At 74.2% G+C, this 21,007-nt stretch carries 20 protein-coding genes; 7 read left to right on the plus strand and 13 right to left on the minus strand.

Annotation, left to right across the window (positions count from 1 at the left end):
- Positions 1-119: 119 nt before the first annotated feature.
- From ABZ801_RS07595 to ABZ801_RS07620, 6 genes are all read right to left on the minus strand, one after another.
- On the minus strand, positions 120-1,082 hold the full coding sequence (locus ABZ801_RS07595) for an iron-siderophore ABC transporter substrate-binding protein (RefSeq protein ID WP_360694181.1): 963 nt from the start codon (positions 1,080-1,082) through the stop codon (positions 120-122).
- 63 nt (positions 1,083-1,145) lie between these two features.
- Complete coding sequence (locus ABZ801_RS07600) at positions 1,146-2,018, minus strand: ABC transporter ATP-binding protein (protein WP_360694184.1); 873 nt, start codon at positions 2,016-2,018, stop codon at positions 1,146-1,148.
- The gene (locus ABZ801_RS07605; protein ID WP_360695649.1) at positions 2,015-3,052 is read right to left on the minus strand and encodes an iron ABC transporter permease; all 1,038 of its coding nucleotides are present in this window, start codon (positions 3,050-3,052) and stop codon (positions 2,015-2,017) included. The genes ABZ801_RS07600 and ABZ801_RS07605 overlap by 4 nt, the downstream gene beginning before the upstream one ends.
- A gap of 2 nt (positions 3,053-3,054) precedes the next feature.
- Positions 3,055-4,050, minus strand: a complete 996-nt coding sequence (locus ABZ801_RS07610) for an iron ABC transporter permease (RefSeq protein ID WP_360695652.1) — start codon at positions 4,048-4,050, stop codon at positions 3,055-3,057.
- Between the two features lie 167 nt (positions 4,051-4,217).
- Positions 4,218-5,687, minus strand: a complete 1,470-nt coding sequence (locus ABZ801_RS07615; RefSeq protein ID WP_360694187.1) for a cytosine permease — start codon at positions 5,685-5,687, stop codon at positions 4,218-4,220.
- A gap of 41 nt (positions 5,688-5,728) precedes the next feature.
- Complete coding sequence (locus ABZ801_RS07620) at positions 5,729-6,688, minus strand: 2-oxoglutarate and iron-dependent oxygenase domain-containing protein (RefSeq protein ID WP_360694190.1); 960 nt, start codon at positions 6,686-6,688, stop codon at positions 5,729-5,731.
- Positions 6,689-6,936: 248 nt separating this feature from the next.
- On the opposite strand from ABZ801_RS07620, the gene ABZ801_RS07625 reads away from it, so the two are divergent.
- The 4 genes from ABZ801_RS07625 (at position 6,937) to ABZ801_RS07640 (ending at position 13,213) form a co-directional block, all read left to right on the plus strand.
- Complete coding sequence (locus ABZ801_RS07625; RefSeq protein WP_360694193.1) at positions 6,937-8,910, plus strand: hypothetical protein; 1,974 nt, start codon at positions 6,937-6,939, stop codon at positions 8,908-8,910.
- Between the two features lie 93 nt (positions 8,911-9,003).
- Positions 9,004-9,747 carry a 3-keto-5-aminohexanoate cleavage protein gene (locus ABZ801_RS07630; protein ID WP_360694196.1) on the plus strand — a complete coding sequence of 248 codons (744 nt, stop codon included), beginning with the start codon at positions 9,004-9,006 and terminating at the stop codon, positions 9,745-9,747.
- Between the two features lie 514 nt (positions 9,748-10,261).
- Positions 10,262-10,984, plus strand: a complete 723-nt coding sequence (locus ABZ801_RS07635; protein WP_360694199.1) for a hypothetical protein — start codon at positions 10,262-10,264, stop codon at positions 10,982-10,984.
- A gap of 105 nt (positions 10,985-11,089) precedes the next feature.
- Entirely contained in the window at positions 11,090-13,213 is a 2,124-nt protein-coding gene (locus ABZ801_RS07640) for an acetate--CoA ligase family protein (RefSeq protein ID WP_360694202.1), read from the plus strand.
- 40 nt (positions 13,214-13,253) lie between these two features.
- On the opposite strand, the gene ABZ801_RS07645 is transcribed toward ABZ801_RS07640, so the two are convergent.
- Complete coding sequence (locus ABZ801_RS07645; RefSeq protein WP_344944520.1) at positions 13,254-13,556, minus strand: MTH1187 family thiamine-binding protein; 303 nt, start codon at positions 13,554-13,556, stop codon at positions 13,254-13,256.
- 42 nt (positions 13,557-13,598) lie between these two features.
- Entirely contained in the window at positions 13,599-13,985 is a 387-nt protein-coding gene (locus tag ABZ801_RS07650; RefSeq protein WP_344944523.1) for a hypothetical protein, read from the minus strand.
- A 121-nt stretch (positions 13,986-14,106) separates the two neighbouring features.
- On the opposite strand from ABZ801_RS07650, the gene ABZ801_RS07655 reads away from it, so the two are divergent.
- Positions 14,107-14,871, plus strand: a complete 765-nt coding sequence (locus ABZ801_RS07655) for an enoyl-CoA hydratase-related protein (RefSeq protein WP_344944526.1) — start codon at positions 14,107-14,109, stop codon at positions 14,869-14,871.
- Positions 14,872-14,881: 10 nt separating this feature from the next.
- Here ABZ801_RS07655 and ABZ801_RS07660 read toward each other — a convergent pair whose 3' ends face one another.
- Both ABZ801_RS07660 and ABZ801_RS07665 read right to left on the minus strand, forming a co-directional pair.
- Positions 14,882-15,970 (minus strand): DUF6528 family protein, encoded by a 1,089-nt coding sequence (locus tag ABZ801_RS07660; RefSeq protein ID WP_360694206.1) that lies wholly within the window; start codon positions 15,968-15,970, stop codon positions 14,882-14,884.
- 118 nt (positions 15,971-16,088) lie between these two features.
- Complete coding sequence (locus ABZ801_RS07665; protein WP_344944531.1) at positions 16,089-16,493, minus strand: hypothetical protein; 405 nt, start codon at positions 16,491-16,493, stop codon at positions 16,089-16,091.
- A gap of 172 nt (positions 16,494-16,665) precedes the next feature.
- On the opposite strand from ABZ801_RS07665, the gene ABZ801_RS07670 reads away from it, so the two are divergent.
- Complete coding sequence (locus ABZ801_RS07670; RefSeq protein ID WP_344944534.1) at positions 16,666-17,472, plus strand: enoyl-CoA hydratase/isomerase family protein; 807 nt, start codon at positions 16,666-16,668, stop codon at positions 17,470-17,472.
- A gap of 34 nt (positions 17,473-17,506) precedes the next feature.
- Here ABZ801_RS07670 and ABZ801_RS07675 read toward each other — a convergent pair whose 3' ends face one another.
- On the minus strand, positions 17,507-17,950 hold the full coding sequence (locus ABZ801_RS07675) for a hypothetical protein (RefSeq protein ID WP_344944537.1): 444 nt from the start codon (positions 17,948-17,950) through the stop codon (positions 17,507-17,509).
- A gap of 161 nt (positions 17,951-18,111) precedes the next feature.
- On the opposite strand from ABZ801_RS07675, the gene ABZ801_RS07680 reads away from it, so the two are divergent.
- Positions 18,112-19,083: a serine hydrolase gene (locus ABZ801_RS07680; protein ID WP_360694211.1), complete on the plus strand. Its 972-nt coding sequence runs from the start codon at positions 18,112-18,114 to the stop codon at positions 19,081-19,083.
- 23 nt (positions 19,084-19,106) lie between these two features.
- On the opposite strand, the gene ABZ801_RS07685 is transcribed toward ABZ801_RS07680, so the two are convergent.
- Together ABZ801_RS07685 and ABZ801_RS07690 are read right to left on the minus strand one after the other, a co-directional pair.
- Entirely contained in the window at positions 19,107-19,994 is an 888-nt protein-coding gene (locus ABZ801_RS07685) for a hypothetical protein (protein WP_360694214.1), read from the minus strand.
- A 3-nt stretch (positions 19,995-19,997) separates the two neighbouring features.
- Positions 19,998-20,696, minus strand: a complete 699-nt coding sequence (locus ABZ801_RS07690) for a hypothetical protein (protein ID WP_360694217.1) — start codon at positions 20,694-20,696, stop codon at positions 19,998-20,000.
- Between the last annotated feature and the right edge of the window lie 311 nt (positions 20,697-21,007).

Raw genomic sequence — 21,007 nt, forward strand, 5'->3', positions numbered from 1 at the left:
CTCGGCTCCGCGCGCCCGCGGCCCCCGCCCCCCCCCACGTCTCGGCGGGGGGGGGGGGGGGCCGGGCCCGGCGCCCCCCCCCCCCGGGGGGGGGGGGGGCCGGCGCCCGGTTCGAACGCCTACTTGTTCGCCAGCGGCGTCAGGTACTTCTGCAGGTCGTCCAGCACCTTCCCGGCGGCGGTCACGCCGATGCCGGTCATCCAGGTCTCGTCGTCGACCACCTCGGCGCGCCCGGCCTTGACCGCGCCGAGCTTGCTCCACAGCGGCCCGGCGGTGACCTTGGCCTGCTCCTGCGCGGCCTTCTCCCCGTAGGCCGCGACGAAGATCATGTCGCCGTCCGCCTCGGCGACGCGCTCGGGGCTGAGCGGCGCGAACCGCTTGTCGGCCTTGTCCTTGAGCAGCTGCGGCTCGGGACGGCCGAGGCCCACGTCGCGCAGCACGATCCCGGAGAACGAGTCGGGCCCGTACTGGCGGATCTCGTCCGGCATGAACCGGATCACGCTGACCTTGAGCTTGGCCGGGTCGCCGAGCTTGCCGCCCAGCTCCTTGGCGCGCGCCTCGTACGCCTGCAGCCGCTGCCGCCCCTCGGCCTTCTTGCCGACCGCCTCGGCGTCCAGCAGGAAGTTCTGCTTCCAGGTGATGCCGACCTGCTCGGTGAACACCGTCGGGGCGATCTTGGACAGTTCGCCGTAGAACTTCTCCTGCCGGAACTTGGAGCCGAGGATCAGGTCGGGCCGCAGCGCGGCGATCGCCTCCATGTCCGGCTCCTGGGTGGTGCCGACCGTCTTGACCTTGGCGTACCCGTCGCCGAGGTACTTGGGCATGCCCGCCGCCTGGTCCGGCAGGGTGCTGCCGACCGGGGTGAGCCCCAGGCTGTAGAGGGTGTCGAGCTTGTCGGTGTCCAGGACGACGATGCGCTCGGGCTTGTCGGGCACCTTCGACTCGCCCATGGCGTGCTTGACGACGCGGGTGGCGCCGGACGACTCGGCGTCGCCGCCGCCGCAGGCCGTCAGCGCCAGACCGGCCGCCACGACACCGGCGACCACCCCGCTCAGCCTCCGGCCGAGTCCGTGGAACTTCACGTGCATACCTACTTTCTCTGCATCAGGCTTCGCGGTCGCCGGGGGCCGGCCCCGCGCCCCTGGTCAGGCGGGAGCGTCCGGCACCACCAGCGGAGCCCCCGTCACCGGGCAGGGGACGACGACGCCGCCCAGGCCGAACACCTCTCCGAGACGGTCGGCGTTCATCACCTCGCCGGGCGCTCCCTGGGCGACGACCCGGCCGTCCTTCATGACCACCAGGTGGTCGGCGTACCGGCACGCCTGGTTGAGGTCGTGCAGCACCGCCACCACCGTCCGCCCGGTGGAACCGCGGTTCAGGCGGCGCAGGAGGTCGAGCACCTCGATCTGGTGCGCCAGGTCCAGGAACGTGGTGGGCTCGTCCAGCAGGAGCGCGTCGGTGTCCTGGGCGAGCGTCATGGCGATCCACACGCGTTGCCGCTGGCCGCCCGACAGCGCGTCCACCGGACGGTCGCGCAGGTCGGTCAGCCCCGTCAGGCGCAGGGCGCGCTCGACGGCGGCGGTGTCGGCGGCGCTCCACTGCCGGAACCACCGCTGATGCGGCTGGCGGCCGCGCGCCACCAGGTCGGCCACGGTCAGCCCCTCGGGGGTGACCGGGCTCTGCGGCAGGACGCCCAGGTGGCGCGCCAGCTCGCGGGTCGGCATCGCGTGCACGTCGGCGCCGTCGATGAGGGCGGCGCCGCCGCGCGGCGACAGCAGCCGGGCCAGCGTGCGCAGCAGCGTCGACTTGCCGCAGGCGTTCGGCCCGATGATCACGGTGAACGCGCCGCCGGGCAGCTCCAGGTCCAGGTCCTCGATGACGAGCCGGTCGCCGTAGCCGACGCTGAGCCCGCGGGCCTCCAGCCGCACCGGGGGCCGGGCGTCCGCGTCGGCGGCGGCGGCGTCGGCGGCGTCGGCGGTGGCCGAGCCGGACGACGGCGGGACGTGCTCGGTGGTCATGCCTTCTTCCTCCGTACCAGCAGCCACAGCAGGTAGGGGCCGCCGAGGGCCGCGGTGAGCACCCCGACCGGCAGCTGCACGGGTGCGAACGCGGTGCGGGCGACCAGGTCGGCCACGACGGTGAGCAGCGCGCCGGTGAGGGCGGCGCAGGCCAGCGGCGGACGCTCGGCGCGCACCAGGCGGCGGGCCAGCTGCGGCGCGGCCAGCGCGACGAAGTCGACGGCGCCCGCCTGCGAGGTCGCCAGGGCGGCCAGCAGCACCGCGACGGCGCCGAGCGCGACGCGGCGTCCCACCACGCGCACGCCCAGTCCGCGGGCCACGTCGTCGTCGAGGGCGGTGGTGTCCATGGCGCGTCCCGCCCACAGCAGCACGGGAAGCAGCACCAGCAGCGGCACCAGCAGCACGCGCGCCTCGGCGTAGCCGAGCCCGGCCAGGCTGCCCGCCAGCCACACCTGCGCCCGCTGCCCCTCCATCGGGTCGCCGCTGACGATGATCACTTCGGTGAGCGCCCGGACCGCCAGCGCCACGGCGATCCCGCACAGCACGAACCGGTGCGCGGCCAGCCCGTACCGGAACGACAGCGCGAACACCACCGCCGCGGCGGCCAGCCCGCCCAGCAGCGCGCCCGCGCCCAGCCAGACCGTGCCCAGGCCCGCGGTCATCGCGAACGTGGCGGCCAGCCCGGCGCCCTGGGTGACGCCGACGACGTCGGGGCTGGCCAGCGGGTTGCGGCTGATCGACTGCAGCAGCGCGCCGGACAGGCCGAGCAGCGCCCCGACGGCGAGCCCGACCGTGATGCGCGGCAGCCGCAGGTTCTGCACGACGACGGTGAACGGGCCGTCGCCCGCCAGCGCCCGCACCACGTCCGGCGGCGCCACGAACGTGCTGCCCACGCCGAGCGAGACGACCGCGGCCACTGCGGTCAGCACCACCAGCACCGCGCCGACCACGGCCGAACGCCGCCGCACGACGAACGCGACCGTCCCGCGGCCGACGAGGAGCCGCCCCGCCACCGGATGCGCGCCCTTCACCATGTTCACGAGGTCACCGTCCGTCCGCGGCGGACCAGGAGGATGAGGAACGGGGCGCCCAGCAGCGCGGTGACCACGCCGGCGCGGACCTCGGCGGGCGGGACGACCAGCCGGCCGAGCACGTCGGCGACCAGCAGCAGCGCGGGCCCGAGCAGCAGCGACACCACCAGCACCCAGCGGTGGTCGGCGCCGACCAGGCCGCGCGCCAGGTGCGGCACCGCCAGCCCGACGAACCCGATGGGCCCGGCCGCGGCGACGGCGGCGCCGGTGAGCAGGACGGCCGCGACGGCGGCCAGCAGCCGCACCCGGCCGACTTCGCGGCCGAGGCCGCGCGCCACGTCGTCGCCGAGGGCCAGGGCGTCCAGGCCGCGCGCGGCGGCGAAGGCCAGCACCGTCCCGGCGGCGACGAACGGCAGCACCCACAGCGCCACCTCGGCGGGCCGCCCGGCCAGCGAGCCCACCGCCCAGAAGCGGTAGCTGTCGAAGGTCTGCGCGTTGACGGTGAGCACGCCGACGACCACGCCGGTGAGCGAGGCGTCCAGCGCGGTGCCCGCCAGCGCCAGCGTGACCGGGGACGCGCCGTCGCGGGTGCGGGCCGCCAGCGCGTACACGAACGTGCCGGACACGGCCGCGCCCGCGATGCCGAACCACACGTAGGCGGGCAGCGTGGTCAGCCCGAACACGCTGATCGCGACGACCACGCCCAGGGACGCGCCGGAGGTGACGCCCATCAGGCGCGGCTCGGCCAGCGGGTTGCGGGTCAGCGCCTGCATCAGCACGCCGGCCAGGGCCAGCCCGGCGCCGACGGCCAGGCCGGTCACGGTGCGCGGCAGGCGCATCGACCGCACGATCGTGCTCTCCTCGCCGCCGTCGGGCCGCAGCAGCGCGTCGACGACGTGCCCGGGGGCGATGCCCCGGCTGCCCACGGCCAGGCTGGCCAGCACCGCGGCCGCCAGCAGCACCGCGCATCCCGCCACCACGGCGAGCCGCCGGCCGCGCATCCCGGTCACCCGCCGTCCACCCCCGCCGATCAATCAGATAGGTAAGGCATACCTAAGACAAGGGGAGCGTAAGGGACCGGCGATCAAATCGACAAATCAGTGACAGACGGGACGTTCAACCCGATGTGACGGCGGTCACGAGACGTGCCGTGCGTCACCCCAACACGTCAGCCGGACGCGGGGGCCGACGCCGCCGGGCGCGGGGCGAGCGCGGGGACGCGCCGCAGCACCGCGTAGCCGGCGGCGGCGAGCACGAAGCCCACCACGAACGTGATGTCGCCGACCGACGGCACATGCTCGGGTACGAACCCCACGTACTTCTCCTGGTTGGAGAACAGCATGATCGACACCACCATCGCCACGGCCATCGCGATGGGGCCCGCCGGGTTGCGGTGACCGGGGTCGAACATCCGGGCGTCCGCCGGGGCGCCGGCGTCCGCGCCGCGGCGCAGGAACATGTCGGCGAACATCACGCCCAGCCACGGCGCGATCCAGTACGCGATGACCAGCAGGAACGCCTCGTAGCTGTGCCCCGCGTCGGCCAGCCCGAAGTACGCCACCACCAGGCCGACCACGCCGAACACCAGCGCCACGAACGCGCGCTGCAGCCTGACCGGCAGCGGCAGCCGCAGCCCGAGGGTGAGGAACGACATCGACCCCGAGTAGATGTTGATGGCGTTGGCGCTGACGGCGCCGAGCGTGATGGCCAGCAGCGTCAGGTCGCCGACCAGGGCCGGCATGTGCCCGGTGAACGTCCCCGTCGGGTCGCCGAGCGCGTCGCCGCCGATGGTGACCGCCGCGGCGCCGACGGTCTGCAGCAGCGTGCAGCCGAGGAAGACGCCCAGCCCCGCGTACAGGCCGACGGCGCGGCGGTCGATGTCGGGCGGCAGGTAGCGGGTGTAGTCGGCGGCGTAGGGGTTCCAGCCCGCCGCGTACCCGAACGAGGCGGCCGTCGCGATGAGGAAGCCGCCGAGCCCGCCGGGGCCGCTCCCGTCGGGCGCCGCCGCCCCGAAGTCGGCCTTGCTCAGGATGAACGCCGACGCGACGGCGAACACCACCGCCAGCACCGGGAAGGCGTACCGCTCGAAGGCGTGCACCAGGTTGTGCCCGAAGAACGCCACGCCGACCTGCGCGGCCACCACGACCGCCAGGCACAGCGGCTTGGGCAGGCCGGTCAGCGTGGACAGCGCGAGCGTGGCGCTGACGCTGTTGACGGCGAACCAGCCGATGCCGCCCGCGACCGTGTTGAGCGCGGCGGGCAGGGCGTTGCCGCGGTGGCCGAACGCCAGGCGGCCGAGCACCATCTGCGCCACGCCGTGCCGCGGCCCGCCCGCCGACAGCACGCCGTGCGCGAGCGCGCCCAGCCCGCTGCCGAGCGCGATCGCCGCGACGGCCTGCCAGAACGTCAGCCCGAACCCGGCGACCGCGAGCACGCCGAGGAAGATGGTGGCGAACTCCAGGTTCGGGGACGTCCACGTCCACAGCAGGCCGCGCGGGCGGCCGTGCCGCTCGCCGAGCGGGATGAAGTCGGCGCCGCCGGGTTCGATGGCGGCGACCTTCCCGCCGTACACGCCCTCGCGGACGACGACTCCGGCGGGCGGTTCCTGGGCGGGCTGGCTGTCCCGGAGGGTTGTCATACGGGGCCTTTCCTGCGGGGGCTGTGACAGGGGGAGGGGGCTCAGCCGACGGTGATCGCGTTGAGCTTGCCGAGCAGGTAGTCGTGGGCGCGCACCGGCTCGTGCTCGACGCGGCCGACCGGCGCCGGGACCGAGGAGATGACGGCGTCGGGGTTGCACTCGTAGAAGAAGATGAGCGACACCAGCTCCTCGTCGGGGGCGCTGGGGTCGGGCGGCAGGACGCGGTGCCGGTTGGACTTCCAGCGGTCGCCGGTCCAGCGGGCGAGCAGGTCGCCGACGTTGATGGTGAAGGAGTCCTCGACGTAGGGGGCGTTCACCCAGCCCGCCTCGTCCGAGTACACCTGCAGGCCGCCGACGCCGTCCTGGCGGTCCAGCACCGTCACGGTGCCGAAGTCGGTGTGCGGGCCGATGCGGAACTGGCCGGGCTCGGGCGGCCCGACCTGCGACAGCGGCGGGTACCGGTTGATGTTCAGGGTGTAGGACGGGTGGTCGGCCCGCGAGGTGAAGAAGCCGGGCGCCAGGCCGAGCGCGGCGGCGCACAGCTCCAGCAGCCCGTTCGACAGCGCCCGCATGCGCTCCAGGTACTCGGTGAGCAGCCGCTCCAGCTCGGGCACCTCGCCGGGCCACACGTTGGGCAGGAACCACTCGGCGTCGATCTCGGGGTCGCCGACCGGCTCGTGCGCGCCGACCGCGAAGGTCTCCTTCAGGTCGGGCGGGGTGGGGGTGCCCTCGGCGTACCCGTTGGCCTCCACGCCGGGCGGCAGCCAGCCGCGCTCCCCGATCGTGACCGCGTAGGCCCGCTTTGTCTCCTCGGGCAGCGCGAAGAAGCGCCTGGCCGCGGCGCGGATGTCGGCGCGCAGCGCGGCCGGGACCCCGTGACCGGTGATCACCAGGAAGCCGATCTCGCGCAGCGCGGCGTCCACCCGCGCCGCCACCTCGGCCCGGGCGGGCTCGTCGCCGTGGAACCAGGGGGCCAGGTCGATGGTCGGAACGGCGTCCATGGAACGGTCCTTTCCGCAGGGGCGCAGGTACGCGCCCACTATCCCCCCGAAGCGGACGTCCTGACGACACCCGAAACCACGAAGCAACGGCCGGACAGCCAGATTTAACAAGAATGGAACAAAACCCCCACCCGGGCGGGACTGGCATTGACCGCGCCGTCCTCCTGCGGTCTGATCCTGAGGACGCACGACGCCTGGCTCGGGGGCGGCGCTCGCGCGGATCGTGCGATGCCTCCGGGAGGCCAGCCTTGCGCGCACTGCTCGCGACCTTCGCCGCCCTCGTCCTCACGGGTGCGCTCCTGTCCGCCCCGTCCACGGCCCTGGCGGCACCCGCGGACGACGGGTGCGACCCGATCGACCCGGCGTCCTGCCTGCTGCCGTTCCCCAACGACTGGTACACGGTGCGCGACGCCCGTACCGACACCGGCCGCCGCGTCCACATGCGCACGACGCTGCGCAACTCGCTGGGCGCGCCGATCCGCCCGGACGAGTGGAACCGGTCCGACGGCTTCTCCCCCGGCTCCATGCTGCTGGCGCACGTCCCCGGCGTGGACCTGACCCGCAGCGGCGCGGCGCCCGTCACCGACATCGGCGCGTCCCTGCGCCGCGACGCCCCCATCGTCATCGTCGACACCGCGACCGGGGAACGCTGGCCGTACTGGGCCGAGCTGGACGCCAACGCCACACGCGACGACCGCCGCGCCCTCATCGTCCGTCCGGCGCGCAACTTCCGCGAAGGCCACCGCTACGTGGTGGCGCTGCGCGGCCTGCGCGACGCCGACGGGACCGTCATCAGGCCCAACGCGACGTTCGGCAGGATCCTCGGGCGGACGCTGCCGCCGGGCGACCCGCTGCGCGAACGGCAACGCTCCACCAGGCGCGTCCTGGCGGACCTGTCGCGCCACGGCGTCGACGCCCGGGACCTTTACCTGGCGTGGGACTTCACCGTCGCCAGCCGCCGCGGCCTGTCCGAGCGCATGCTGCACATCCGCGACGACGCGCTGCGGAACCTGGGCCCCACCGGCACCCCGCCGTTCCTGGTCACGCAGGTCACCGACGACGTGGACGAGCGGATCGGACGCGAGGTCAAGGGCGTGCTGTTCGCCCCCAGCTACCTCAACCTGCCCGGCGGCCCGCCCGGCTCGTCGTTCCACTACGGACGCGACGGGCTGCCCGCGCGGCTGCCCGCCAACACCCAGGTGGTGCCGTTCCAGTGCGAGATCCCGCGGTCGGCGTTCACCACGCCCGCGCGGGCCTCCCTGTACGGGCACGGACTGCTGGGCAGCGAGAGCGAGGTGGCGGCGGGCAACGTCAAGGCGATGGCGTCCGAGCACGGCTTCGCGTTCTGCGCCACCAAGTGGGCCGGGATGGCCAACGAGGACATCCCCAACGTCGTCACCGTGCTGGCCGACCTCAGCCGCTTCAACACCGTCGCCGACCGGCTCCAGCAGGGCATGCTCAACCAGATCCTGCTCGGCCGGGCGATGACGCGCGGCTTCCCCCGCGACAAGGCGTTCCGCACCGCCGAGGGCAGGCCGCTCATCTACGCCGCCGCGGGCGTGGTGTTCGACGGCAACAGCCAGGGCGGCATCATGGGCGGCGCGCTGACCGCCGTGTCGCCGGACGTGCGGCGCGCCGTGCTGGGCGTCCCCGCCATGAACTACAGCACTCTGCTCAACCGCAGCGCCGACTTCCCCACCTACGCCCGCGTGCTGGACGTCTTCTACCCCGACAAGCTCGACCAGCAGATCGCCCTGGCGCTGATCCAGATGCTGTGGGACCGCGGTGAGGCCAACGGCTACGCCGCCCACATGACCGACCGTCCGCTGCCGCGCACACCGTCGCACCGGGTGCTGATGCACGTGGCGTTCGGCGACCACCAGGTGGCGCCGCTGGCGGCCGAGGTCCAGGCCCGCACGGTCGGGGCGCGGCTGCACGCGCCCGCGCTGCGTCCCGGACGCAGCCCCGACCGGGTGCCGTTCTGGGGCATCCCCGCGATCGGCTCCACCCCGTACGCGGGATCGGCGATGGTGATGTGGGACAGCGGCTCGCCCGCGCCGCCGCTCACCAACACCCCGCCGACCGAAGGGCGCGACCCGCACTCCGACCCGCGCAACTCGCCCGACGCGCGCCGGCAGAAGGCGGTGTTCCTGAAGACCGGCGAGGTCGTCGACGTCTGCGGCGGCGGTCCCTGCGTCATCGCCCCCGGCGCGAGCGGATGACGGCGCCGCGGGCGGGCCGCACGCCCCCTCCCGACGGGCCAGGTTCCGGTGACCTCGGCACCACGCGGCGCGACGATCTGGGATGATCGCCGCATGCTGCAGGTCTGCCCCAACGGTCCCCGCACCCGCTCCGACGCCGCCCACCTGCCGCTGGACCCGCACGAGCTCGCCGCCGCCGTCCGCGGCGCCGTGATCGCGGGCGCCGAGGACGTCCACCTGCACCCCAAGGACGCCTCCGGCGCCGACTCGCTGGAGCCGGACGCGGTCGCCGAGGCGGTGACCGCCGTGCGCGCGGCCGTGCCGGGCATCCGCGTCGGCGTCACCACCGGCGCGTGGGCCGCGCCCGACCCGCGCGCCCGCGCCGAGCTGGTGCGCGCGTGGAAGGTGCTGCCCGACCACGCCTCGGTCAACTGGCACGAGGACGGCGCCGAGCTGGTCGCCGACGCGCTGCTCGACCTGGGCGTGGAGATCGAGGCGGGCGTGTTCTCCGGCACCGACGCGGCCCGCCGGTTCCTGGCCTGGCCGTCCGCGCACTGCGTGCTGCGGGTGCTGGCCGAGGTGACCGACACCGACCCCGACACCGCGCCGCGCACGGCCGCCGCCCTGCTGGAGGAGCTGGGCGCCGCACGCGGCCGTCCCGTCCTGCTGCACGGCGAGGACGGCGGCGCCTGGCCGGTGCTGCGCATGGCCGCCGCGCTCGGCCTGGACACCCGCATCGGCCTGGAGGACTGCCTGCTGCTGCCCGACGGGTCGCCCGCGCCCGACAACGCGTCCCTGGTCCGCGCCGCCCGCGAGATCCTCGACCTGGCCGCTTCCCCACGCCACCGCGCCGTGTAACCCCGCCCCGGCACGCCGGGATCACGATCCTCCTGGCTCCGATGGACACCCCCGGCATCCAGGTCCAGCGGCACGCGGCGCTGTCCGGGGAGATCGGCTTGCCCCCGACGCGCCCCGGCGGCGGCCCGTCCGAGCACGCCTTGCGGCTGACGCCGATGTTCGTGAGCGGCGGGGTCGCCAACGACATCCAGCGCGGCATCCTCGCGCGCGGCCGCGGCCTCTCCCGGGCGTGCCCCTGCGGAGCCGTCCGGCGGTTCCGCCAGGTCATCAGGGGAATCCTTGACCGCCAGATCAGCATCATCGTATGTTTCATTATCATCGATTCTGATCGTCAACGCCTTCTCCGGCACGGCGCGCGGCCGGGAGCGGAGGTCGGTTTGTCCGGGACGGCGAGCGAGCGGACGGAACTGTTCGTCGGGCACCGCTGGGTTCCGGCGCGGGACGGCGGTCCGGTGCAGGCGCGGACGCCGGTTGAGGAGCGGGCGCCGGCGATCGCCATGTCAGGATGCCTGGCATGTCGGATTCCGCAGTGGGCCGCGCGCTCGACGCCGTGGATTGGGCGGCGGTTCCCGGGCCCGCGGGCTGGTATGACCCTGAACGAGCGGTCAGCGGGTTGCGGGAGCTCGCCGCGGCGACGACGCTGTTCCAGGTCACGGACGCAGTCGGCCGGCTGCAGAGCATGGCCCTCTACAACGGTCACAGCGGTGCGGTGTTCCCCGCCGCGGTGGTCGCCGCGCCCCTGCTGCTGGACATCGTCGCGCATGCCCACCCGCGGGCCAAGGACGCCGCGATCTACCTTCTGGAATTGGGGCTGCGCTACGCCCCGCACGCCGGGTACACGCGGATCGACACCGCCGAGGTCGCCCAGGTTCCGCTCTGCTGCGCGATCGCGGAACAGATACGGGCACGCAGGGACCTGCTGATCGGCCATGGCAAGGATGGTCGGCTCCTGCTCGCCGAGGCGGACCCGCATTGGCGGTTCCGGGTTGACGAGCTGTTCGTCGAGGCGGACGACGTCGTGGCGTTCGGCACCGCCGACGGCGTCCTGCCCAGCGGCCGCTTCCCGGCCGAACTGCATGTCGCGGGCAGGATCACCGCGGTCGCCGACGCCACCGTCGAGTACCCACCCGATGAGGACACCCGCGAGGGGTTCCTGCGTCTCACCGCCGTGGAACTCGATCGGATCAGGGCCGGCGCGGCGCTGTACTCGGCCGAGTGCGGGGCGCGAGTGCACTGATCGGCACATCGGGCGTCGGCCGGGAGACGGGCCCGGAGGGGTTCCGGTCCTGTCTGGAGAGCAAGTCCATCGCCGTCGCCCCCTGAAGGAAGGCCGCACCTCCCCATGGTGACCCCCGAACGACTCCGGGCGTTCTTCGCACCGCGTTCCTTCGCGCTCATCGGCGCCAGCGACAGGTCGGCGTTCTCCCGGCTGGTCTACGGCAACCTGACCGCCGCGGGCCACGCCGACGCCACCCACCTGGTGAACCGGCGCAGCCCCGAGGTGCACGGACGGCCCGCCCACCGCACGTGCGCGGCGATCGGCAGGCCCGTCGACCTGGCGTTCGTCATGGTGCCCGCCGCCGCCGCGCCCGACGCGGTGCGGGACGCGGCGGCGGCCGGGGCGCGCGGCGTCCTGGTGCTCAGCTCCGGGTACGCCGAGACCGGCGCGGAGGGGCGGCGGCGGCAGGAGGAGCTGGCCGGCCTCGCCGAGGAGCTCGGCGTCGTCCTGATGGGCCCCAACGTCCTCGGCTTCGTCAACGTCGCGGCGGGCGTGCCGGCGATGGCGCTGGCCGATCCGCCGAGCGGCCCCGGCGACGTCGCGCTGATCTCCCAGTCCGGCGCGAGCTGCGGCGCGATGAAGGACTTCGCGGCCCTGGCCGGGGTCGGGCTCTCGCACGTCATCACGGTCGGCAACGAGGCGATGGTCACCGTGGGCCGTCTCGTCGACTACCTGGTGGACGACCCGGCCACCAAGGCGATCGCGGTGTTCATGGAGGCCGTGCGCGACCCGGAGGTCTTCGCCGCGGCGGCCCGCCGGGCGGCGCGGGCGGGCAAGGCGCTGGTGATCCTCAAGGCGGGCCGCAGCGCGCTGGCCGCGCGTGCCGCCGCCTCGCACACCGGCGCGCTGGTGGGCGACGACCGGGTGATCGACGCGGTGTTCGAGCGGCTCGGCGTCATCCGGGTCGACACGATCGAGGACATGCTGGTCACGGCGGGCGTCGCCGCGCACACCGGACCGCTGGAACGGCCGGGCGCGGGGATCGTGTCGATCTCCGGGGGCGCCTGCGACATCATCGCCGACCTGGCCGACGGCGCGGGCGCGCATCTTCCCGAGCTGGCCGAGGGCACCGTGCGGCGGCTGGCGGAGGTCCTGCCCGCCTACGGCGCGGCGCACAACCCGCTCGACATCACCGGTGCCGCGATCATGAACCCGGAGATCTGGCGGGAGGCCGTGGCGGCGGTCGGCGACGACCCGTCCGTCGGCGTCGTCGTCGCCGTCAACAGCCTGCCGTGGCGCGAGGACGACGGGCCCTTCTACGGTCAGAGGTTCGTCGACGCCATCGGCGCGGGCATGGCCGAGAGCAGGGCGCCCGCCCTCTACCTGACCCAGGTGACCCAGCCGGTGGGACCGCGGGCGCGCGCCGTCCTGGACGCCGGCGGGGTCGCCCACGCCGTCCCCGGGCTGCGGCTCGGCGTGGAGGCGATCGCGCGGCTGGCCCGCTGGTCCGCGCATCGCGCCGAGGACGAGACGGCCCTCCGGGAGCACGCCGCCCCGGCGCCCCGGGTCGCGCTCCCGGAGGGCGACGCCTTCTCCGAGGTGGACGCGCGGGCCCTGCTCGAGGCCGCCGGGATACCGGTCGTCCCGGCACGGCACGTCCGTTCGGCCGAGGAGGCCGGACGGGCCGCCGCGGAGTTCGGCGGGCCCGTGGCGATGAAGATCGTCTCGCCGGACATCGCCCACAAGTCCGACCTGGGGTGCGTGCGCCTCGGCGTGACCGCGGCCGAGGCGGCGGCGGTGCACGACGAGATCGTGGCCGCGGCCCAGAGCCCCGCCGCCAAGGGGGCGCGGCTGGACGGGGTGCTGGTCTCGCCCATGCGCGCCGAGGCGCCCGAACTGCTGGTCGGCGTGACCCGCGACCCCGACTGGGGGCTGCTGCTGGCGGTGGCGCTCGGCGGCGTCCTGGTGGAGGTGCTGGACGACGCCGCGCTGTCGCCGCTGCCGGTCACGCCCGCGCGGGCGCGGGCGATGCTGACCGGACTGCGGGGCGCGGCGATACTGCGCGGCTTCCGCGGCGCGCCCGCCGCCGACCTGGACCGCCTCGCCGAGGTGGTCGCCGCCGTCGGGAGGCTGGCCGTCGCGCTGGGACCCGACCTGGAGTCACTGGAGATCAACCCGCTACGGGTGTGCGGCTCACGAATCGAGGCGCTGGACGCCCTGGTCGTCCGCCGCACACCGCACACCTGACCCCCGCCCCCGCACACGCCGCCCCCGGAAGCCCTCGCGCTCAGGTTTGGTCTTCGGCGAGGTGGCGTTCGACGCTTTCGACCTTGGCGTCCAGGGCGCCGGTGACGCCGGGACGCAGGTCTGCCTTGATCACCAGGCTGACCCGGGGCGCGCGGGCGGCGACGGCGTCGGTGGCGGCCTTGACCACCGCCATCACCTCGTCCCACTCCCCCTCGACCGTGGTGAACATGGCGTCGGTGCGGTTGGGCAGGCCGCTGGCCCGCACCACGCGGACGGCCTCCGCCACCAGTTCACCGACGTTCTCCCCGACGCCGAGCGGGGTCACCGAGAACGCGACCAGCACGACAGCACCTCCCTGGGTCGATCTTCAGAAGCTGCCGTGATCCTAGGGCTGCACCACCTCGCGGACCACGATGTCGTCGAGGCGGCGCTCCACGATCGCGCCGACCGGCCAGTCGCGGACCAGGCAGCGCAGCTCGGCGGCCTCGTGCTCGGCGAACGTGGCGTCGTAGCCGCGCTGCTCCAGGCTGGAGCGCAGCGCCTCCACGTAGTCGGCCTCGGTGAAGCCGGCGACGTCCCGGACCATCGCGGTGGTGGTGGCGCGGTGGGAGTTGAGCCCGGCGAACGCGCGGCCGCAGCCGCAGTCGCCGTCGGGGTCGCCGCGGTCGCTGGCGCACACGACGCCGATGTGCACCAGCTCCCCCTCGACGCACCAGTGGAAGTCGTTGTCGCGGTAGCCCTGCGTGACGTTGGTGGCGGTGAGCAGCTTCAATGCGGATCCTTCCGGCCCGTCCGAACGACCCGGCCCAACCGTACGACGAGGGTCCGACATCCCATGAGGTTCGGGACCCGGCGTCTCCCGGAACGCGGGCCGGTGGCGTAGCGTCGAGGTCATGAACGATGTCCTGGTCGAGCGCGAAGGCCCGTTCACGACGATCACGATGAACCGGCCACGGCGCCGTAACGCGTTGTCCCGGGAGTTCCTGCTCGCGCTGAGCGAGACGTTCCGGCAGGTCGGCGACACCGACGCCCGTGGCGTGGTGCTGGCGGCGAACGGTCCGGTGTTCTCGGCCGGTCACGACTTCGCCGACATGGCCGGGGCGTCCCACGCCGACGTCCGCTCCCTGCTGCGGACGTGCACCGAGCTGATGCGGACGATCCAGTCGGTGCCGCAGGTCGTGGTGGCGCGGGTGCACGGCCTGGCGACGGCGGCGGGCTGCCAGCTGGTGGCCAGCTGCGACCTGGTCGTGGCGGGCGAGAGCGCGGGGTTCGCCGCGCCCGGCGGCAAGGGCGGCTGGTTCTGCCACACCCCGATGGTCGCGATCGCGCGCGACATCGGCCGCAAGCGGGCCATGGAGATGGCCCTCACCGGCGACGTGATCGACGCGCGCACGGCCTGCGAGTGGGGCCTGGTCAACCGGGTCGTCCCGGACGCCGACCTGGACAAGGCCGCCCTGGAGCTGCTGGAACGGGCCACCAAGGGCAGCCCCCGCAGCAAGGCCCTGGGCAAGCAGGCCATGTACGCCCAGCTGGACCGTCCCGAGCACGACGCCTACACCTACGCCATCGAGGTGATGGCCGCCTCCAGCCAGACCCCGGAGGCGCAGGAGGGCATGCGCGCCTTCCTGGACAAGCGGCCTCCGGAGTGGCCCGCCTAGCGTCCGGCGGTCACTGGTACCGGGGCACGAACCAGCGGGCCCGGTAGAACTGGGCGCCGCGCAGTACACGCGTGGCCTTCCTGTGCCTCGGACCGAAGAACTCCAGGGTGTCGGTGCACCATGACGTGGCGCATCCCTTCTTGGGCCGGGTCAGCAGCACCTGCCCGGTCCACGGGTTGTTGCCCACGGCCTTGACGATGCGCTTGTTGACCCGCCTGGCGAGCCGGTAGCGGGTGGTGAAGACGCCCCTGCGCTTGTCGTACTGGTAGACGCCGTAGTGGGTGGTGATCCACAGCCGGTTGCGGTTGCCGTAAACGGGCGCGAGGTCGTGGCCGCTGGCCGACGGCAGCCGCTTGCGCTTGACGACCCGCAGGGACGGGCGGTGCGCCGTGCCGCGCACCCGCAGGGCGATGAGGTGGTTCTCGCCGAGGGCCCACAGGAGCCGGCGGGACGGGTCCCACAGCACGCCGTGCGCGCCGGTGAGGTGGACCTGCGCGTGCTTGCGGGCGGCGCGTCCGCGCGAGGCGGCGTAGACGCGCACCCAGTCGCCGTTGGCCGCGGCCACCGCGACGTTGCCGTTGGGCAGCAGCTCGGCGGCGTGCAGGCCGCTGCGCCGGCCGGCGTTGACGGCCCAGAGGCGCCTGCCGGTCGGGTACTGGATGGCCCCGACGAAGCCGGCGCCCTGCGCGGTGACGACGTAGGTCCGGCCGTGCCAGCGCCGCACCCGCACGTCCGACGCGCCGCCCCACGCGCCGGCGACGTCCCGGTACCCGCGTGCGGCGGTGGGCTTCCAGCTCCATCTCACGGCGCGTTTCCCCGCCCAGGAGCGTTTGCTCGCGTCCAGCACGACGAGCCGGCGCCGGGCCTGGTCGCCGCCGATCACCAGGCCCTTCGCCCGTCCCTTGGGGTGGGCCGACGGCTTGGCCAGGGCGGGCCGCAGCTTCCTCGGCAGCGGGTCGGTCGGCGGGGCGGGGTCGGCGGCGGCGGGGGGCGCGCCGACGGCCGAGACCGCCGCGGCGACCGCGGCGGCGACCGCGGCGGCGACAATTCGGCGGACGGTTCGCGAACGGGTTCTGCGGCGGACGGTGCGGCGCGGCATCGGGCCTCCTCCGGGTGACGGACGCAGCGGATGTAACGCTGCGTACCCGAGCGATTACAAGTCAACGAGTGGCCCGCCGTGAAATCGAGGGAAGCGTGGCGTCCGCGTGAGGTACGGGTCAGGGGCCGCTCTGGCGGACAAACCCGTGGCGCGTCAAAAACTCCGACAGCCGCAGGCCGAGTCCGGTCAGGACACGGCCGGTGCCCCGGCAGGTCCGGCACGGCTGCTGCTCGGGTTCGTCGGGGCGGGTCCGCATGTGCTCGTCGATGGCCCGTTCGATGGCCAGCACGACGGTGGGCACCTCGGTCTCGGCGTCCGGGGCCTGCGCGGCGTGCGACAGGTCCGCGGCCCGGTGCGCGGCCTGCGCCACGCGGATCAGCTCGCCGGCGCGCTCGTGCCAGGCGCGCCACCGCACGCTGCGCACCAGGCCCGTCCCGCCGCACTCGCCGCAGGCGCACTCGAGCGCGGCGAGGAACCGGGCCCACTGCTCGGCGGAGGCGTCCGGGGGTTCAGGCGTCGTCATGGGGAGAGGCGAGGCCGGCACCGATTCTCCATCGCTTCGGAGTACGCGGCGCGCGCACCGGAGGGTTCACCGAGCGCCGTTCGGCCCGTCCCGGCCCCGGGCCGCACCCGGACATGTTTATATGAAGGCCCCTTGTCTCGTACATGGGGCCACCAGGGAGGAGCGCCACCGGATGGCCTGGTCCGACTACGAGCGGCTGCGGTTCGAACGGCACGAGCACGGCGTGCTGCTCATCACGCTCGACCGTCCCGACAAGTACAACGCGGCCGACGAGCGGATGCACACCGAGATGGCCCGGGTGTGGCGGGACGTGTCCGCCGACCCGCAGACCCGGGTGGCCGTGGTGACCGGCGCGGGCAGGGCGTTCTCCGCGGGCGGCGACCTGGCCATGGTCGAGCGCATGGCGGGCGACCACGACCGGGTGTCGCACATGCTCACCGAGATGGGCGACCTGGTCTACAACATGGTCGACTGCGCCAAGCCGATCGTGTCGGCGATCAACGGCGTGGCGGTCGGCGCCGGACTGGTCGTCGCGCTGCTGGCCGACATCTCCGTCTGCGCCGAGGACGCCCGCCTGGGCGACGGCCACGTGCGCCTGGGCGTGGCCGCCGGGGACCACGCGGCGATGATCTGGCCGCTCCTGGCGGGCATGGCCAAGGCCCGCTACCACCTGCTCACCGGCGAGATGGTCGACGGCGCGGAGGCCGAGCGCATCGGCCTGGTCAGCCGCGCGGTGCCGCGGGAGCAGGTGCTGGACGAGGCGATGCGCGTGGCGCGGGTGCTGGCCACCGGGCCGCAGCAGGCGATCCGGCTGACCAGGCGCGCCCTGAACAACTGGCTCAGGACGGCGGGGCCGATCTTCGACCAGTCCGCCGCGTACGAGATGCTCACCTTCATGGGCCCGGACGTGCTGGAGGGGCTTGCCGCGCTGCGCGAGAAGCGCGAGCCGCGCTTCCCGTCGGCCCACCCGGAGGGCTGAGGCGCGCGTCCGCCCGGCGGCCCGGCCTGCGGTCTCAGCCGAGGCGGCGGAACGCGGCCGCCGCGGCGATCCCGTACGCCAGGTGCGGCACCAGGTCCGACACCCAGTCCGTCGCCGACCAGCGGCGCGGGTCGCTGATGCCCAGCGCGGCCATCGGCGCGTTCGACCCGGCCATGGCCAGCGCCGTCAGCGCGACCACGCCGACCGGCCACGGCAGTCGCCGGGCGAGCGGCCCGTAGGCCACGGCGGCGCCGAGCCCGGTCGCGTACCCGAGCAGCGGCCCCAGCCCGGCCTTGCGGTTCTCGGCCTGCTCGCCCTCGCCGAGACCGACGTCGGCGGCCTCGGCCAGCCGCTGCACCACCTGCTCCGGCGTGCTGCTGGCGGGCCGGGCGCGCGCGGCCATGTCCAGGTAGGTGGCGACGTTGAGGGCCCCCGTACCGACGGCCCCCGCGATGAGTCCCTTGACGATCGTGCCCATGCCGCTGAGCTACCCGCCCTACCCCCAACCTCACGCCACACCCCCAACCTCACGCCATAGCCCCAGCACCACACCGCGGCCGTTACGCGGAGGAAACGGCGGCGTCGCCAGGATGCCGCCATGTCCGGAAGGTCCTTCCTGTCGTCGCGCGGGGCGCCGTCATGGTGAGGCGTGCCGAGCACGCGCGGCCGTTCCGCGTCGCGCGGGTCCTGCGTGCCGGCGCGGCCGTCCTCGTGGGGGCGGCCACGCTCGCGTCCTCGTCCGCGTCCCTGCCGGCGGTCCACGTCCAGGTGCCCTTGACACCGCTCATCGTGTCGGCACCGGAGACCGCCGCACCGCCGCCTCGGTCCGAGACGCCGTCCCGCGAACCGCGTCCCTCGTTCGGCAAGGCGGAGCGCAAGCGCCTGTCACGCGCGCTCGACCGCTACCTGAAAGGCAGGTCCGGGAGCGTGACGGTGGCGGTGACCGACCTCGCCGCCGACCGCGCGGCCTTCGCCTACAACCCGAAGCTGCGACCTGTGACGGCCAGCACCGTCAAGGTCGACATCGTGATCGCCCTGCTGCTCAGGGCGCAGCGCCGGCACCGCGCCCTGACCGGTACTGAGCGGGCCCTCGCCGAACGGGCGATCAGGTTCAGCGACAACGCCGCGACGACCGAACTGTGGCATCTCATCGGCGGCGGCGCCGGGCTGGCCGCCGCCAACAGGAGGCTCGGCATGCGCCACACGCGTCCCGGCCCCGGCGACTTCTGGGGCAGCACCGTCACCAGCGCCGCCGACCAGCTCCGCGTCCTGGCCGCGCTGTCCCCCGGCCGCGGCCCGCTCACCGCCCGCAACCGAAAGTACGTCCTGGACCTGATGGCGGACGTGACGCCCACGCAGGCGTGGGGGGTCAGCGCGGCGGCCGGACGCGGCGACCGCGTCGCCCTCAAGAACGGCTGGCTGCCGCGCAAGGCCGACGCGGGCCGCTGGACGATCAACAGCATCGGCCGGGTGCGCGGCGGCGGTCACGACCTTCTGATCGCCGTCCTGTCGTCCGGCAACGCGTCCATGTCCGAGGGCGTCACGACCGTCGAGCACGTCGCCGAACTCGTCACCGCCTCCGTCGAGGGCTCGTCCTCAGCGGACGCCTGACCCGCACGCGGCCGCCTGCCACCTCACGGCGCCAGATCGACCCTGATGTCGTCGCCGGAGTCCGGCAGCAGGATGACCGACGCTCCGTTGTCCCGCGTCCAGCCGGCGGGGAGCAGGAACCAGCGTCCCTGCGAGTGCGCGAGGGTGCGCAGCCCGTCGTAGCGGAAGGCGTACGCCGAGTCCTTGCCGTCGCTGAGCCGCACCATGCCGACGCCCGGCGCCCTGATCTGCAGCCGCTGACGGCTGTACACGGTCGCCTTCGGCTGGAACATCAGCGACACCTCGATCGCCCGGGCGTCGGTCTCGCCCTGGCTCTGCGCCACGCTGGCCGTCGCCCAGAAGGCCGCGATCAGCAGGAGTCCGGCGACCAGGCCCCGGCGCAGGGCGGCGTTGGAGTCGAGGACCGCCGCGACCCGGCCGGGCAGCGCCGCGCGGATCCGCGAGTTCTCCGCCGAGTAGTCGAGAAGCAGCGCCCCGGCGGCGAGGGCCACCGGAGAGACGAGCGGCCCGGCGAGCACCTCCGCACGGCGCTGCAGGCCGATCGCGCCGATGGCGAGCGTGATGAGCGCGACGGCCGCCAGCACGCCGCACGCGACCCGCCGCCACCGCAGGGCCAGCCGATCGAACAGAAGGGCGAGCAGATGGTGCAGGATGATCACGGCGACCCCGGTGACGAGCACCGCCGCCAGCGGCGCGAAAAGCGGCCCGGCGCTGCGCACCAGGTAGTCGGTCGTCGTCAACCCGACGGTGCCGAGGTCCACGCCGAAGTAGCCGTACCGCGCCCGTTCGCGGGTGTACCCGAAGTAGTACAGCACCGCGGTCAGCACGCCGGCGGGCGCCAGCACCTTCGTGGCGAACCCCAGCAACGAACCGATCCCCCGGAACCCCGGACCGGCCTCGTCCCCGGCCACCGATCAGGGACTCCCGCTCGGCCCCGGCTGCGGCGGCTGGGGCGGACCCGGCTCCGGCGTTTGCGGCGCCGTGGATTCGGTCTCACTGGGGGCGGGCGCGGGGACGGTCGTCTGCTGCTCTGGAGGCGAACTCACTGTGGCCGACGGCGACACCGAGGGTTCGCCCGTCTCAGAAGGCCCGGCGGGGCGCCCCGCCGTCCCGACGATCCTGTTGAACACCTCGGAACTGCTCGCCCCGACGCGCAGGCACACCTGGGTGGGCCCGCACAGCGACTCACCGGGCGGCCGCGGATCGGTGATCTCGAAGTACTTGACCACCTGAGCCCCCGGCGCCGTGGCGGGCGCGCCCGGGGCGACCTTGGCGACAAGGCATGGATCCCGCTTGGCCCGGCAGGGCGTCTTCCCACTGCGGCGAAACGCCTCCTTGATCTTTTCCGAGCAGTCGCTGCCCACCTGCGGAAGATCGGTCGCCGCGCGGCACGCGTCGGCGATCTGCCGCACCTGGTCCTCGCTGAGCCGCGCCTGGGCGACGTTGGAGGAATGCGCCTGCACGTCCCCGCCGACGGCCAGCCCGCTCGGCTGCAACGGCAGCGGCGTCGTCGCCAGGCGCACCTTCCGCTCTCCCCCGCACCCCACGGCCAGCGCGCAACCCAGAAGAACCACCACGGCACCGCCCAGCACACCCCGTTGCCGGAGATCCATGGCCCCCCACATTCCACCCGTCGAACACCCCGATGCCCAGGAAACATCTCCACGACACCCACTCAAAAACCTCAATGACCAGGGGAAATACCAGCCCCTACAGCCACAGAACGACCAGCCACTACATCGCGCCCCAACGCTGCACAGCCCCCAAAGTCGCGCACACCCCCTCGACGCCCCCAGCACTCCCCAGGTCAGCCGCCGCTGCTGCCCTCGATCACCTACCGACGAGCGTGGAAGGCCGCCCGCAAGGAGGCACCCACCGCAGCCGAGTACGCCTCGCCGCTCGCCCAACGCATCTACGACCTCCG

It is taken from the genome of Actinomadura sp. NPDC047616 (assembly GCF_040642915.1).
Classification (GTDB): Bacteria; Actinomycetota; Actinomycetes; order Streptosporangiales; family Streptosporangiaceae; genus Spirillospora; species Spirillospora miaoliensis.